At 57.1% G+C, this 12,723-nt stretch carries 14 protein-coding genes; 10 read left to right on the plus strand and 4 right to left on the minus strand.

Annotation, left to right across the window (positions count from 1 at the left end):
- Positions 1-57 precede the first annotated feature (57 nt).
- Positions 58-957 (minus strand): oxygen-dependent coproporphyrinogen oxidase, encoded by a 900-nt coding sequence (gene hemF / locus ACOTXT_RS11085; protein WP_039024769.1) that lies wholly within the window; start codon positions 955-957, stop codon positions 58-60.
- Positions 957-1,832: an N-acetylmuramoyl-L-alanine amidase AmiA gene (gene amiA, locus ACOTXT_RS11090; protein WP_008501615.1), complete on the minus strand. Its 876-nt coding sequence runs from the start codon at positions 1,830-1,832 to the stop codon at positions 957-959. Before amiA ends, hemF begins: the two co-directional genes overlap by 1 nt.
- Positions 1,833-2,044: 212 nt before the next feature.
- On the opposite strand from amiA, the gene ACOTXT_RS11095 reads away from it, so the two are divergent.
- From ACOTXT_RS11095 to pdxK, 10 genes are all read left to right on the plus strand, one after another.
- Complete coding sequence (locus ACOTXT_RS11095) at positions 2,045-2,470, plus strand: GNAT family acetyltransferase (protein WP_008501614.1); 426 nt, start codon at positions 2,045-2,047, stop codon at positions 2,468-2,470.
- Complete coding sequence (locus ACOTXT_RS11100; protein WP_055321495.1) at positions 2,457-2,906, plus strand: DUF2919 domain-containing protein; 450 nt, start codon at positions 2,457-2,459, stop codon at positions 2,904-2,906. The genes ACOTXT_RS11095 and ACOTXT_RS11100 overlap by 14 nt, the downstream gene beginning before the upstream one ends.
- Before the next feature lie 63 nt (positions 2,907-2,969).
- Positions 2,970-3,545, plus strand: a complete 576-nt coding sequence (locus ACOTXT_RS11105) for an RpoE-regulated lipoprotein (protein ID WP_021241797.1) — start codon at positions 2,970-2,972, stop codon at positions 3,543-3,545.
- 92 nt (positions 3,546-3,637) lie between these two features.
- The gene (locus ACOTXT_RS11110) at positions 3,638-4,537 is read left to right on the plus strand and encodes a Dyp-type peroxidase (RefSeq protein ID WP_333164550.1); all 900 of its coding nucleotides are present in this window, start codon (positions 3,638-3,640) and stop codon (positions 4,535-4,537) included.
- Positions 4,538-4,711: 174 nt separating this feature from the next.
- The gene (locus ACOTXT_RS11115; RefSeq protein WP_008501610.1) at positions 4,712-5,725 is read left to right on the plus strand and encodes a sulfate ABC transporter substrate-binding protein; all 1,014 of its coding nucleotides are present in this window, start codon (positions 4,712-4,714) and stop codon (positions 5,723-5,725) included.
- Complete coding sequence (cysT, locus tag ACOTXT_RS11120) at positions 5,725-6,558, plus strand: sulfate/thiosulfate ABC transporter permease CysT (protein WP_055321756.1); 834 nt, start codon at positions 5,725-5,727, stop codon at positions 6,556-6,558. Before ACOTXT_RS11115 ends, cysT begins: the two co-directional genes overlap by 1 nt.
- Positions 6,558-7,433 (plus strand): sulfate/thiosulfate ABC transporter permease CysW, encoded by an 876-nt coding sequence (cysW, locus tag ACOTXT_RS11125; RefSeq protein WP_008501608.1) that lies wholly within the window; start codon positions 6,558-6,560, stop codon positions 7,431-7,433. Before cysT ends, cysW begins: the two co-directional genes overlap by 1 nt.
- Positions 7,423-8,517 carry a sulfate/thiosulfate ABC transporter ATP-binding protein CysA gene (cysA, locus tag ACOTXT_RS11130; protein ID WP_008501607.1) on the plus strand — a complete coding sequence of 365 codons (1,095 nt, stop codon included), beginning with the start codon at positions 7,423-7,425 and terminating at the stop codon, positions 8,515-8,517. The genes cysW and cysA overlap by 11 nt, the downstream gene beginning before the upstream one ends.
- 118 nt (positions 8,518-8,635) lie before the next feature.
- Positions 8,636-9,547, plus strand: a complete 912-nt coding sequence (gene cysM / locus ACOTXT_RS11135) for a cysteine synthase CysM (RefSeq protein WP_021241793.1) — start codon at positions 8,636-8,638, stop codon at positions 9,545-9,547.
- Between the two features lie 5 nt (positions 9,548-9,552).
- Positions 9,553-10,389 (plus strand): pyridoxine/pyridoxal/pyridoxamine kinase, encoded by an 837-nt coding sequence (gene pdxK / locus ACOTXT_RS11140; protein WP_333164546.1) that lies wholly within the window; start codon positions 9,553-9,555, stop codon positions 10,387-10,389.
- A 44-nt stretch (positions 10,390-10,433) separates the two neighbouring features.
- Here the strand turns inward: pdxK and crr are convergent, their stop codons facing one another.
- Together crr and ptsI are read right to left on the minus strand one after the other, a co-directional pair.
- Positions 10,434-10,943, minus strand: a complete 510-nt coding sequence (gene crr / locus ACOTXT_RS11145) for a PTS glucose transporter subunit IIA (RefSeq protein ID WP_003861316.1) — start codon at positions 10,941-10,943, stop codon at positions 10,434-10,436.
- A gap of 40 nt (positions 10,944-10,983) precedes the next feature.
- Positions 10,984-12,711 (minus strand): phosphoenolpyruvate-protein phosphotransferase PtsI, encoded by a 1,728-nt coding sequence (gene ptsI, locus ACOTXT_RS11150; RefSeq protein ID WP_008501604.1) that lies wholly within the window; start codon positions 12,709-12,711, stop codon positions 10,984-10,986.
- Positions 12,712-12,723 lie beyond the last annotated feature (12 nt).

Consider the following 12,723-nt stretch of genomic DNA (forward strand, 5'->3'; position numbering starts at 1 on the left):
TTCGCTTACCCGACCTACGGGTTGAGCAGGCCGGATAAGCGCAGCGCCATCCGGCAGTTAAACCCAGTCGCGTACTTTAAGGAACTCACTCAAGGCAGCCTCCGGGCTGCCTTCTTTTGGCTCGTAGCAGTACTCCCAGCGCACCAGCGGCGGCATCGACATCAGAATCGACTCCGTGCGCCCGCCGGTCTGCAGGCCAAACAGCGTCCCGCGATCCCATACCAGGTTGAACTCCACGTAGCGCCCGCGACGGTAGAGCTGGAACTCGCGCTCGCGCACGCCATAGCTGGTGTCTTTACGGCGTTCGACGATGGGCAGGTACGCGTCGGTATAGCCTTCGCCCACCGCGCGCATAAAGCTAAATGCGGTATCAAAATCAGGCGTGTTGAGATCGTCAAAGAACAGCCCGCCGATGCCGCGCTGCTCGTCGCGGTGCTTCAGGTAAAAGTAGTCATCGCACCACTTTTTAAATTTCGGGTAAATGTCTTCGCCAAACGGCAGGCAAAGATCCCGCGCGGTGCTGTGCCAGTGCACGGCATCCTCTTCGAAGCCGTAGTAGGGCGTCATGTCGAAACCGCCGCCAAACCACCAGACCGGATCGGCCCCCGCTTTTTCCGCAATGAAAAAGCGCACGTTGGCATGGCTGGTCGGCACAAACGGATTGTGCGGATGCACCACCAGCGAAACGCCCATCGCTTCGAAGCTGCGGCCCGCAAGCTCGGGACGATGTGCCGTCGCAGACGCGGGCATCGCGTCGCCATGAACGTGGGAAAAATTCACGCCCGCTTGTTCGAAGATGCCGCCGTTACGCAGCACGCGGCTACGCCCGCCGCCGCCGGCTTCGCGCTGCCAGTTGTCTTCCTGAAATTCTCCGCCGTCAGCGGCGGCCAGTTTCTGGCAAATTTCGTCCTGCAGCTGCAGCAGGAAGGTTTTGACCAGTTGAGCATTGGGTTTCATCAGCGTTTCCTGGAGTGCGCTTTTTGGTTATCAAACCAGTTGAAGTAACTGATAATGCCGGAGGCGATGGCGTTGGCGATCTTCTGACGAAACGCCGTAGTGCCGAGGAGTCGCTCCTCTTCCGGGTTGGTAATGAACGACGTTTCCACCAGCACGGACGGGATAGACGGTGATTTCAACACCACAAACGCCGCCTGTTCGGTGCTCCTGCTGTGCAGGCGATGCACTGGCTTAATCTTCTTCAGGATGTGCGAGCCGAGCGTCAGGCTGTTTTTGATCGTATCCGTCTGCACGAGGTCGAACAGCACCTGCTGTAGCAGGTGGTCTTTGTCGGTGGCTTTTTTCCCGGCGACTTCATCCGCCCGGTTCTCGCGGTCGGAGAGGTATTTTGCCATGGCGCTACTGGCGCCGCGGTTGGACAGCGCAAACACCGAGGCACCGGCGGCAGACGGGTTGGTAAAGCCGTCCGCGTGAATCGACATAAACAGATCCGCCCCGTGCTGGTGGGCGATCTCTACGCGATCGTACAGCGGAATAAAGGTGTCGCCAGAGCGCGTTAGACGCGCGTCAATGCCGTTGCTGCGTAAAATCGCCCGCACATTTTTTGCAATTGCCAGCACGACGTGTTTTTCTTTCGACCCGTTTTTGCCGATGGCGCCGGTATCAATACCGCCGTGGCCCGGGTCGAGCATCACCAGACGCTTTGCGCCCGGCTTTTTGGTTTTCGGTTTGCTGTGTCCGTTACTGGTTTTAAGCGTGCTCTCGTCTTTTGCCTGAGCCTGCTTTGCGATGCCCGTTAACGTTAAGGCCGCCAGCCCCGCTTTGAGAACCTGACGACGCGATGTGAGTGCTTTTAATGGTTTGAATGTGCTCATGCGGCCTGAATACTAAAAAAAGGGGTCCTGGTGTTATATCGTATCGCGTTTAGCGTTACGACAGTCCTTATTGAGAATTGTTTTACTTTTCATTTCAATACGTGACAAAGTGACATTATGCCAAATTTTGGCGAGATTTTCCCCGGTTATTGGCTAAAGGCGTGGTTCGCGCCATAATCACTGTTTTTAAACCCGAAAAGGCGGTTAATACCATGGAGATACGCGTTTTTCGCCAGGAAGATTTCGAAGAGGTGATCACCCTTTGGGAGCGCTGCGATCTGCTGCGTCCGTGGAACGATCCGGAAATGGATATCGAACGTAAGGTGAATCACGACGTCAGTCTGTTTCTGGTTGCGGAAGTCAATGGCGAGGTTGTGGGGACGGTGATGGGCGGTTATGACGGCCATCGCGGCTCGGCCTATTATCTGGGCGTCCATCCGGAATACCGTGGTCGCGGTATTGCCAATGCGCTGCTCAACCGGCTCGAGAAGAAGCTGATCGCCCGCGGCTGTCCGAAAATCCAGATCATGGTGCGGGAAGATAACGACGTGGTGCTGGGCATGTATGAACGCCTGGGCTACGTACACGCTGACGTGCTGAATTTAGGAAAGCGTCTCATCGAAGATGAAGAGTACTGAGATCCATCCGGCAGATTATGACGCGCAGGGTCGCGTCAGGCTGCCCTTTTTATTCTGGTGCGTTCTGCTGCTTCAGGCCCGCACCTGGGTGCTGTTTGTGATGGCCGCCGCGTCGCGCGGGCAGGGCGACACGCTGCTAAATCTCTTTTATCCCGATCACGATGCCTTCTGGCTCGGCTTGCTGCCGGGCGTACCGGCGGTGGTGGCTTTCTTGTGCAGCGGTCGGCGGCACGTAATCCCGCGCTTGTGGCGCGCGCTTCGCGGGCTGCTGATCCTTGCCCAAATTGCGCTGCTCTTCTGGCAGCCGGTACTCTGGTGGTACGGTGAACCGCTGACGGGCATCGGCGTTGCGCTGGTGGTTGCCGATATCGTGGCGCTGCTGTGGCTGCTGACCAACCCACGTCTTCGCGCCTGTTTTGTGCCTCAGGATGATTAATCCGGCACTTTTTGCCGATGTCGCACTCCAACAAGCGTTGATTTAACACGTAAGGACGTTTCAATGAAATCGCTGCGTTTAGTTTTATGCGCTCTTCCGCTGGCATTGACCGGCTGTTCGACGCTCTCCTCCATTAACTGGTCTGCTGCGTATCCGTGGAACTGGTTTGGCTCATCAACGGAAGTGACCGAGCAGGGCGTGGGGAAAATTACCGCCGCGACGGCGCTGGATCAGAATGCTATTCAGGATGCGCTCAGCAGTGACTACCGCCTGCGCAGCGGCATGAAAACAGAGAATGGTAATATTGTTCGCTATTACGAGGCGCTGAAGGGCGACAAGCTGGCGCTGGCGATCAACGGTGACAAAGGCACGGTAAACCGGATCGCGGTGATGGATGAAGATATTCCGACCGCCAGCGGCGTGAAGGTCGGGACGCCGTTTAGCGATCTTTATAAGCAGGCCTTTGGCAACTGCACCAGCGTGCCATCCGACGATGAAGTGGCGGTGGAGTGTAAGGCGGAAGGCAGCCAGCACATCAGCTATGTTTTTACCGGCACCTGGAGCGGCCCGGAAGGGTTGATGCCGTCTGACGACACCCTGAAGAGCTGGAAGGTGAGCAAAATACTCTGGAAGCAGTAATTTGCGTCTGAACAAACCGCCTCGCTGAAATCCGGGTATAATAGCCGCCATCAATGCCACGCTGACGTGGCATCTTTATTTCAGGAGGAGCGATGTCTCAGGTTCAGAGTGGCATTTTGCCAGAACATTGCCGCGCGGCGATTTGGATTGAAGCCAATGTCAAAGGGGACGTGGATGCCCTGCGTGCGGCCAGCAAAGCGTTTATTGATAAACTGGTGACCTTCCAGGCCAAATTCCCGGAAGCCCACCTCGGCGCCGTTGTTGCGTTTGGCAATAACGTCTGGCGTCAGCTGAGCGGCGGTGAAGGGGCAGAAGAGCTGAAGGACTTCATTCCTTACGGCAAAGGCCTGGCACCTGCGACCCAGTACGACGTGCTGATCCACATCCTTTCTCTGCGTCACGACGTGAACTTCTCCGTTGCCCAGGCGGCGGTGGCGGCCTTTGGCGACAGCATCGAGGTGCAGGAAGAGGTTCACGGTTTCCGCTGGGTAGAAGAGCGCGATCTGAGCGGCTTTGTCGACGGAACGGAAAACCCGGCGGGTGAAGAGACGCGTCGTGAAGTCGCGGTTATCAAAGACGGCGTGGACGCGGGCGGAAGCTACGTGTTCGTGCAGCGCTGGGAGCATAACCTCAAGCAGCTTAACCGCATGAGCGTGCATGACCAGGAGATGATGATTGGCCGTACGAAAGAAGCTAACGAAGAGATCGACGGCGATGACCGTCCGGTCACCTCGCACCTGAGCCGCGTTGACCTCAAGGAAGACGGCAAAGGGCTGAAGATTGTCCGCCAGAGTCTGCCGTACGGTACCGCAAGCGGTACGCACGGCCTCTACTTCTGCGCCTACTGCGCGCGCCTGCATAACATTGAACAGCAGTTGCTGAGCATGTTCGGCGATACCGACGGCAAGCGCGACGCCATGCTGCGCTTCACCAAACCGGTGACCGGCGGCTACTACTTCGCGCCGTCCGTCGAGCGTCTGCTGGCGCTGTAAACCGCTTTCCATACGTAGGCCGGGTAAGCGTTAGCGCCACCCGGCAATTTTCCCCGCTCCTTATTCCCTTTTCTGCTTCTAAATCACCAAACGGTATATAAAACCGTTACTGCTTTCATCACCGTTATAAATATTATGACTATAAGATAGTCATCACATTTATAAGGGTGCGCAATGGCCGTTACTGTACTGAAAAAAGGAACTCTGGCGCTGGCAGGTTTACTGCTGGTGGCACAGGCGCAGGCGACTGAACTGTTGAACAGTTCGTATGACGTCTCCCGCGAGCTGTTTGCCGCCCTTAACCCCCCGTTCGAACAGCAGTGGGCGAAAGACAATAACGGCGACAAGCTGACCATCAAGCAGTCTCACGCCGGGTCGTCCAAGCAGGCGCTGGCCATCCTTCAGGGGCTGAAAGCGGATGTGGTGACCTACAACCAGGTGACTGACGTGCAGATCCTGCACGACAAAGGCAAGCTCATCCCGGCGGACTGGCAGAGCCGTCTGCCGAACAATAGCTCGCCGTTCTACTCCACCATGGGTTTCCTGGTGCGTAAGGGCAATCCGAAGAATATCCACGACTGGAGCGATCTGGTGCGTTCCGACGTGAAGCTGATCTTCCCGAACCCAAAAACCTCCGGTAACGCGCGTTACACCTATTTAGCGGCGTGGGGCGCGGCGGACAAGGCTGACGGTAACGATAAAGCCAAAACCGAGCAGTTCATGACCCAGTTCCTGAAAAACGTCGAAGTGTTTGATACCGGCGGCCGCGGGGCGACCACGACCTTCGCAGAGCGCGGCCTGGGCGATGTGCTGATCAGCTTTGAGTCGGAAGTGAACAACATCCGCAAGCAGTATGAAGCGCAGGGCTTTGAGGTGGTTATCCCGAAAACCAACATTCTGGCCGAATTCCCGGTCGCATGGGTGGATAAAAACGTGCAGGCGAACGGTACCGAGAAAGCGGCAAAAGCCTATCTCAACTACCTGTACAGCCCTCAGGCGCAGGCCATCATTACCGATTACTACTACCGCGTAAACAACCCGGACGTGATGAACAAGCTGAAAGATAAGTTCCCGCAGACCGCGCTGTTCCGCGTGGAAGACCATTTCGGCTCATGGCCAGACGTGATGAAAACGCATTTTGCCAGCGGCGGTGAGTTAGACAAACTGCTGGCGGCGGGGCATAAGTAATGTTTGCAGTCTCGACCAAACGCGTGCTGCCGGGCTTTACCTTAAGCCTCGGGACCAGCCTGCTGTTCGTCTGCCTGATTCTGCTGTTGCCGCTCAGCGCGCTGGTGATGCAGCTTGCGCAGATGAGCTGGGCGCAGTACTGGGACGTGATCACCAACCCGCAGGTGGTGGCGGCCTATAAGGTGACGCTGCTGTCGGCGTTTGTCGCCTCCATTTTTAACGGCGTGTTCGGCCTGCTGATGGCGTGGATCCTGACCCGCTATAGCTTCCCGGGCCGCACGCTGCTTGACGCCCTGATGGATCTGCCGTTTGCGCTGCCGACGGCGGTCGCGGGCTTAACCCTCGCGTCGCTCTTCTCCGTGAACGGGCTGTACGGCGAGTGGCTGGCGAAATTTGACATCAAGGTGACCTACACCTGGCTTGGTATCGCGGTGGCGATGGCCTTTACCAGCATCCCGTTTGTGGTGCGTACCGTGCAGCCGGTGCTGGAAGAGTTAGGTCCGGAATACGAAGAAGCGGCGGAAACGCTGGGCGCCACGCGCTGGCAGAGCTTCCGCAAAGTGGTGCTGCCTGAACTGTCTCCGGCGCTGATGGCGGGCGTCGCGCTGTCGTTTACCCGCAGCCTCGGCGAGTTTGGCGCGGTGATTTTTATCGCCGGGAACATCGCCTGGAAAACGGAAGTGACCTCGCTGATGATATTCATTCGCCTGCAGGAGTTTGATTATCCGGCGGCGAGCGCGATCGCTTCGGTGATCCTCGCGGCATCGCTGCTGCTGCTGTACTCGATTAACACTCTGCAAAGTCGCTTTGGTCGACGTGTGGTAGGTCACTGATGGCGGAAGTTACGCAATTGAAGCGATACGATGCGCCCCGCATCAACTGGGGTAAATGGTTTCTGATTGGGGCGGGCGTGCTGGTTTCCGCCCTCATTCTCGTCGTGCCGACGATTTATATCTTCGTTCAGGCGTTCAGCAAGGGCCTGATGCCCGCGCTGGAAAACCTGGCGAACCCGGATATGCTGCACGCCATCTGGCTGACCGTGCTGATTGCCCTGATCACCGTCCCGGTGAACCTGGTGTTCGGTACCCTGCTGGCGTGGCTGGTGACGCGCTTTAATTTCCCGGGACGTCAGCTGCTGCTGACCCTGCTGGATATTCCGTTTGCCGTGTCGCCGGTGGTGGCGGGCCTGGTGTATCTGCTCTTCTACGGCTCTAACGGACCGCTGGGCGGCTGGCTGGATGCGCATAACCTGCAGATCATGTTCGCCTGGCCGGGCATGGTGCTGGTCACCATCTTCGTGACCTGCCCGTTCGTGGTGCGCGAGCTGGTGCCGGTGATGTTAAGCCAGGGGAGCAACGAAGACGAAGCGGCGGTGCTGCTGGGTGCGTCGGGCTGGCAGATGTTCCGCCGCGTGACCCTGCCGAACATCCGCTGGGCGCTGCTTTATGGCGTGGTGCTGACCAATGCCCGCGCGATTGGTGAATTCGGTGCCGTTTCCGTCGTCTCTGGCTCCATTCGGGGTGAAACCCTGTCGCTGCCGCTGCAGATTGAACTCCTGCAGCAGGACTACAACACCATCGGCGCCTTTACTGCCGCAGCGTTGCTGACGCTGATGGCGATTTTGACCCTGTTTTTGAAGAGTGTGGTGCAGTGGCGTTTAGAAAATCAGGAAAAACGTCAGCATCAGGAGGGAAATCATGAGCATTGAGATTGCCAATATTAAGAAGTCTTTTGGTCGCACCCAGGTGCTGAATGATATCTCGCTGGATATCCCTTCCGGACAAATGGTGGCGCTGCTGGGGCCGTCTGGCTCGGGCAAAACCACGCTGCTGCGTATTATCGCCGGGCTTGAGCACCAGACCAGCGGGCACATCCGCTTCCACGGCACTGACGTGAGCCGCCTGCACGCCCGCGATCGTAAGGTGGGCTTTGTGTTTCAGCATTACGCGCTGTTCCGCCACATGACCGTGTTCGACAACATTGCGTTTGGCCTGACCGTGCTGCCGCGTCGTGAGCGTCCGGATGCGGCAACCATTAAGGCGAAAGTGACCAAACTGCTGGAGATGGTGCAGCTGGCGCATCTGGCGGACCGTTTCCCGGCCCAGCTGTCCGGCGGGCAGAAACAGCGCGTGGCGCTGGCGCGCGCGCTGGCCGTTGAGCCGCAAATTCTGCTGCTGGACGAACCCTTCGGCGCGCTGGATGCGCAGGTGCGTAAAGAGCTGCGCCGCTGGCTGCGTCAGCTTCATGAAGAGCTGAAATTCACCAGCGTCTTCGTGACCCACGACCAGGAAGAGGCGATGGAAGTCGCGGATCGCGTGGTGGTCATGAGTCAGGGCAACATTGAGCAGGTTGACGAGCCGGAGCAGCTCTGGCGTGAACCGGCGACCCGCTTCGTGCTGGAGTTTATGGGCGAGGTGAACCGCCTGCAGGGCACCATTCGCGGCGGTCAGTTCCACGTTGGCGCGCACCGCTGGCCGCTGGGCTATACCTCCGCGCATCAGGGGCCGGTCGATCTGTTCCTGCGCCCATGGGAGGTGGACGTGAGCCGTCGAACCAGCCTGGACTCACCGCTGCCGGTACAGGTGCTGGAAGCGAGCCCTAAAGGGCATTACACCCAACTGGTGGTTCAGCCGCTGGGCTGGTACACCGAGCCGCTGACCGTGGTCATGCGCGACGACGTCCCGCCGCATCGGGGAGAGCGCCTGTTTGTCGGTCTTCAGCATGCCCGTATTTATCACGGCAAGGAACGCATCGAGACGCGCGAGGATATTGCTCTGGCGGAGTCAGCCTGATAGGTTATTAGGATGTTTATCGCCCGGTGGCGCTGCGCTGACCGGGCCTACAGCTAAAACTGTGTCTTGTAGGCCGGGATCGCTGCGCGCAACCCGGCTTTTTTATTGAGTAAAAATCGTGAATACACTCGAACATACCATCGGCAACACGCCTCTGGTCAAGCTTCAGCGCATGGGGCCAGACAACGGCAGCGAAATCTGGGTCAAACTCGAAGGTAATAACCCGGCGGGGTCGGTGAAAGACCGGGCCGCACTATCGATGATCGTCCAGGCCGAAAAGCGTGGTGAAATCAAGCCGGGCGACGTGCTGATTGAAGCCACCAGCGGCAACACCGGTATCGCCCTGGCCATGATTGCGGCGCTGAAAGGCTACCGCATGAAGCTGCTGATGCCGGATAACATGAGCCAGGAGCGCCGCGCCGCGATGCGTGCCTACGGAGCCGAGCTGATTCTGGTGACCAAAGAGCAGGGGATGGAAGGCGCGCGCGACCTGGCGTTAGAAATGGCCGAGCGCGGCGAAGGTAAACTGCTCGATCAGTTTAACAACCCGGACAACCCTTACGCGCACTACACCACCACCGGCCCGGAAATCTGGCAGCAAACCGACGGGCGCATTACCCATTTTGTCTCCAGCATGGGCACCACGGGCACCATTACCGGCGTATCCCGTTTTCTGCGCGAGCAGGCGAAAACCGTCACCATCGTTGGCCTGCAGCCGGAAGAGGGGAGCAGCATTCCGGGCATTCGCCGCTGGCCGGCGGAGTATATGCCCGGCATTTTTAATGCGCAGCTTGTGGACCAGGTGCTGGATCTTCACCAGCGCGAGGCGGAAAATACCATGCGTGAGCTGGCCGTGCGCGAAGGTATCTTCTGCGGCGTCAGCTCGGGCGGCGCGGTAGCGGGTGCGATTCGGGTGGCGCAGGCAAACCCGGGGGCGGTAGTGGTGGCGATTATTTGCGATCGCGGCGATCGCTATCTGTCTACCGGCGTCTTTGGTGAAGAGAGTTATTCGCAGGGGGCGGGGATTTAAGCGTCATGGAGATGATTCTATTCCGGGATAATACCCGGGCGCAGCAAACCGATATTGTCGCCGTGCAGTCGCAGGTGGTGTACGGCAGCGTGGGGAACAGCATTGCGGTACCGAATATTCGTACCCACAGGCTGAACGTTACCGCCGTGCCGACGGTACTGTTCAGCAACACGCCGCACTATGACACCTTCTACGGCGGCGTGATCCCCGACGAGTGGTTCAGCGGCTACCTGAAGGCGCTGGAAGAGCGCGAGATCCTGCGCGAGCTTAAGGCGGTCACCACCGGCTATATGGGCAGTGCCAGCCAGATTGTCCTGCTGGCGCAGTGGTTGAAGGCGGTCAAAGCGCAGCATCCTGACCTGCTGGTGCTGGTCGATCCGGTTATCGGCGATATCGACAGCGGGATGTACGTGAAGCCTGAGATCCCCGAAGCGTATCGGGAGCACCTGCTGCCGCTGGCGCAGGGGATCACGCCCAATGTCTACGAGCTGGAAGTGTTAAGCGGCAAGCCGTGCCGCACGCCGGAAAGCGCCATCGCGGCGGCGCAAGGACTGCTCTCAGACAGCCTGAAATGGGTGGCGATCACCAGTGCGCCGGTTGCCGACGATCCGCAAAACATCCACGTGGTGCTGGTCTCACGCGAGGGCGTCACCGTCAGCGCGCATCCGCGCGTAGAAACCGATCTGAAAGGGACGGGCGACCTGTTCTGTTCAGAGCTGGTGAGCGGCATTGTAGAGGGGAAAACCGTTGCTGATGCCATTCGCATGGCCGGCGATCTGGTGACTGACGTGATGCTTTATACCCAGTCGAAAGGCTACGACGAGCTTATCCTCCCGGCATAAACAAAAATGGCGCCCGAAGGCGCCATTTTTCTGTGCGGCAAGAATTACTTCTTGATGCGGATAACCGGGGTTTCACCCACGGTGACGCTGCCAGACAGTTTGATCAGTTCTTTGATTTCGTCCATGTTGGAGATAACAACCGGCGTCAGGGTAGACTTGGCTTTTTCTTCCAGCAGTGGCAGATCGAATTCAATCACCGGGTCGCCAACTTTCACACGCTGGCCTTCTTCCGCGATACGTTTGAAGCCTTCGCCTTTCAGTTCAACGGTGTCGATACCGAAGTGAACGAACAGTTCGATACCGCTATCAGATTCGATAGAGAACGCATGGTTGGTTTCAAAAATTTTACCGATGGTGCCGTCAACTGGAGCAACCATTTTGTTGCCAGTTGGTTTGATAGCAATGCCATCACCAACGATTTTCTCAGCAAACACTACATCCGGCACGTCTTCGATGTTGACGATCTCGCCGGAGAGCGGAGCAACAATCTCAATAGTTCCGGAGTCTTTCTTATCATCAGAAACCAGAGATTTCAGTTTATCGAACAAACCCATGATCTTCTCCTAAGCAGTAATTTGGGCCGCATCTCGTGGATTAGCAGATTGTTTTTTCTTCAATGAACTTGTTAACCAGCGTCATTAACTCGTCCGTTGTCGGTTGAGCAAGAGCCTGCTCTGCTAACACCTTCGCATCTTCGAAGTTCGTGTTACGGATAATCTTCTTAATGCGCGGGATGGAAATGGCGCTCATAGAGAATTCGTCCAGACCCATACCCAGCAACAGAAGTGTAGCACGTTCGTCGCCTGCAAGCTCACCACACATGCCAGTCCATTTACCTTCTGCATGAGAAGCATCAATAACTTGCTTGATCAAGTTCAGTACGGACGGTGACATTGGCTGGTAGAGATGTGAAATCATATCATTACCACGGTCAACTGCCAGGGTGTACTGCGTTAAATCATTGGTGCCGATACTAAAGAAATCAACTTCTTTGGCTAAATGACGCGCAATGGTCGCCGCCGCAGGTGTTTCCACCATCACGCCGATCTCGATTGACTCGTCAAATGCTTTACCTTCGTCGCGCAGTTCCTGCTTGTAGATTTCGATCTCTTTCTTCAGTGCACGCACTTCTTCAACAGAGATGATCATCGGGAACATGATGCGCAGCTTACCGAAAGCGGACGCACGCAGGATTGCGCGAACCTGGTCACGCAGGATCTCTTTACGATCCATCGCAATACGCACGGCACGCCAGCCCAGGAACGGGTTCTCTTCTTTCGGGAAGTTCATGTACGGCAGCTCTTTGTCGCCACCGATGTCCATGGTACGGACGATAACCGCCTGAGAGCCACAGGCTTCAGCAACGGCTTTATACGCAGCAAACTGCTCTTCTTCCGTTGGCAGCGCGTCGCGGTCCATGAACAGGAATTCTGTACGATAGAGACCAACGCCTTCCGCACCGTTGCGCTCAGCGCCATCAACGTCGCGGACGGTACCGATGTTTGCGCACACTTCTACCTGATGGCCGTCCAGAGTGATGGCTGGCAGGTCTTTCAGCTTAGCGAGTTCCGCTTTTTCAGTCGCAACCTGCTCCTGAACCGCGCGCAGTTTTTCGATCTCTTCGTTAGTTGGGTTGACGTAAACCAGATTGTTTACGGCATCCAGAATCAGATAATCGCCGTTTTTCACCTGAGAGGTGACGCTTCCGGTACCCACGATGGCAGGCAGTTCCAGAGAACGCGCCATGATAGAGGTGTGGGAGGTACGGCCGCCCGCATCGGTGATGAAACCGAGGACCTTTTTCAGGTTCAGCTGTGCGGTTTCAGACGGGGTGAGGTCAGCGGCAACCAGGATCACTTCATCCTGAATGGCGCTCAGGTCGATAATGGCCAGACCCAGGATGTTGCGCAGCAGGCGCTTACCGATGTCACGTACGTCAGCCGCACGCTCTTTCAGGTATTCATCATCCAGTTCTTCCAGGGCAGTTGCCTGACCTTCGATAACTTCATGCGCAGCCGCGTCGGCCGTCATGCCTTTATCTTTAATCAGGGCTATGATTTCCTGCTCCAGCTCCTCATCTTCGAGCAGCATGATGTGCCCTTCGAAGATGGCTTCTTTTTCTTCACCGAAAGTTTCGCCAGCTTTAGTTTTGATTGCTTCCAGTTGCGCAGATGCCTTGGCACGACCGCTCAGAAAACGTTCAACTTCCTGATCAACCTTGTCGGCAGAAATTTTTTTCCGGTCGATGACGATCTCGTCTTCTTTCAGCAGCAGTGCTTTGCCGAAAGCGATACCCGGGGATGCTAAAATGCCTGAAATCATAACCCTACCTTA

The sequence above is a fragment of the Enterobacter cloacae complex sp. IR5422 genome, from assembly GCF_049238165.1.
GTDB lineage: Bacteria > Pseudomonadota > Gammaproteobacteria > Enterobacterales > Enterobacteriaceae > Enterobacter > Enterobacter roggenkampii.

What these genes read in the sequence shown, in the direction of transcription:
- ACOTXT_RS11095 (WP_008501614.1), top strand. Translation starts at nt 2,045, where the DNA reads ATGGAGATACGCGTTTTTCGCCAGGAAGATTTCGAAGAGGTGATCACC.
- ACOTXT_RS11100 (WP_055321495.1), top strand. Translation starts at nt 2,457, where the DNA reads ATGAAGAGTACTGAGATCCATCCGGCAGATTATGACGCGCAGGGTCGC.
- hemF (WP_039024769.1), bottom strand. Translation starts at nt 957, where the DNA reads ATGAAACCCAATGCTCAACTGGTCAAAACCTTCCTGCTGCAGCTGCAG.
- ACOTXT_RS11105 (WP_021241797.1), top strand. Translation starts at nt 2,970, where the DNA reads ATGAAATCGCTGCGTTTAGTTTTATGCGCTCTTCCGCTGGCATTGACC.
- cysA (WP_008501607.1), top strand. Translation starts at nt 7,423, where the DNA reads ATGAGCATTGAGATTGCCAATATTAAGAAGTCTTTTGGTCGCACCCAG.
- amiA (WP_008501615.1), bottom strand. Translation starts at nt 1,832, where the DNA reads ATGAGCACATTCAAACCATTAAAAGCACTCACATCGCGTCGTCAGGTT.
- cysW (WP_008501608.1), top strand. Translation starts at nt 6,558, where the DNA reads ATGGCGGAAGTTACGCAATTGAAGCGATACGATGCGCCCCGCATCAAC.
- ACOTXT_RS11110 (WP_333164550.1), top strand. Translation starts at nt 3,638, where the DNA reads ATGTCTCAGGTTCAGAGTGGCATTTTGCCAGAACATTGCCGCGCGGCG.
- pdxK (WP_333164546.1), top strand. Translation starts at nt 9,553, where the DNA reads ATGGAGATGATTCTATTCCGGGATAATACCCGGGCGCAGCAAACCGAT.
- ACOTXT_RS11115 (WP_008501610.1), top strand. Translation starts at nt 4,712, where the DNA reads ATGGCCGTTACTGTACTGAAAAAAGGAACTCTGGCGCTGGCAGGTTTA.
- crr (WP_003861316.1), bottom strand. Translation starts at nt 10,943, where the DNA reads ATGGGTTTGTTCGATAAACTGAAATCTCTGGTTTCTGATGATAAGAAA.
- cysT (WP_055321756.1), top strand. Translation starts at nt 5,725, where the DNA reads ATGTTTGCAGTCTCGACCAAACGCGTGCTGCCGGGCTTTACCTTAAGC.
- ptsI (WP_008501604.1), bottom strand. Translation starts at nt 12,711, where the DNA reads ATGATTTCAGGCATTTTAGCATCCCCGGGTATCGCTTTCGGCAAAGCA.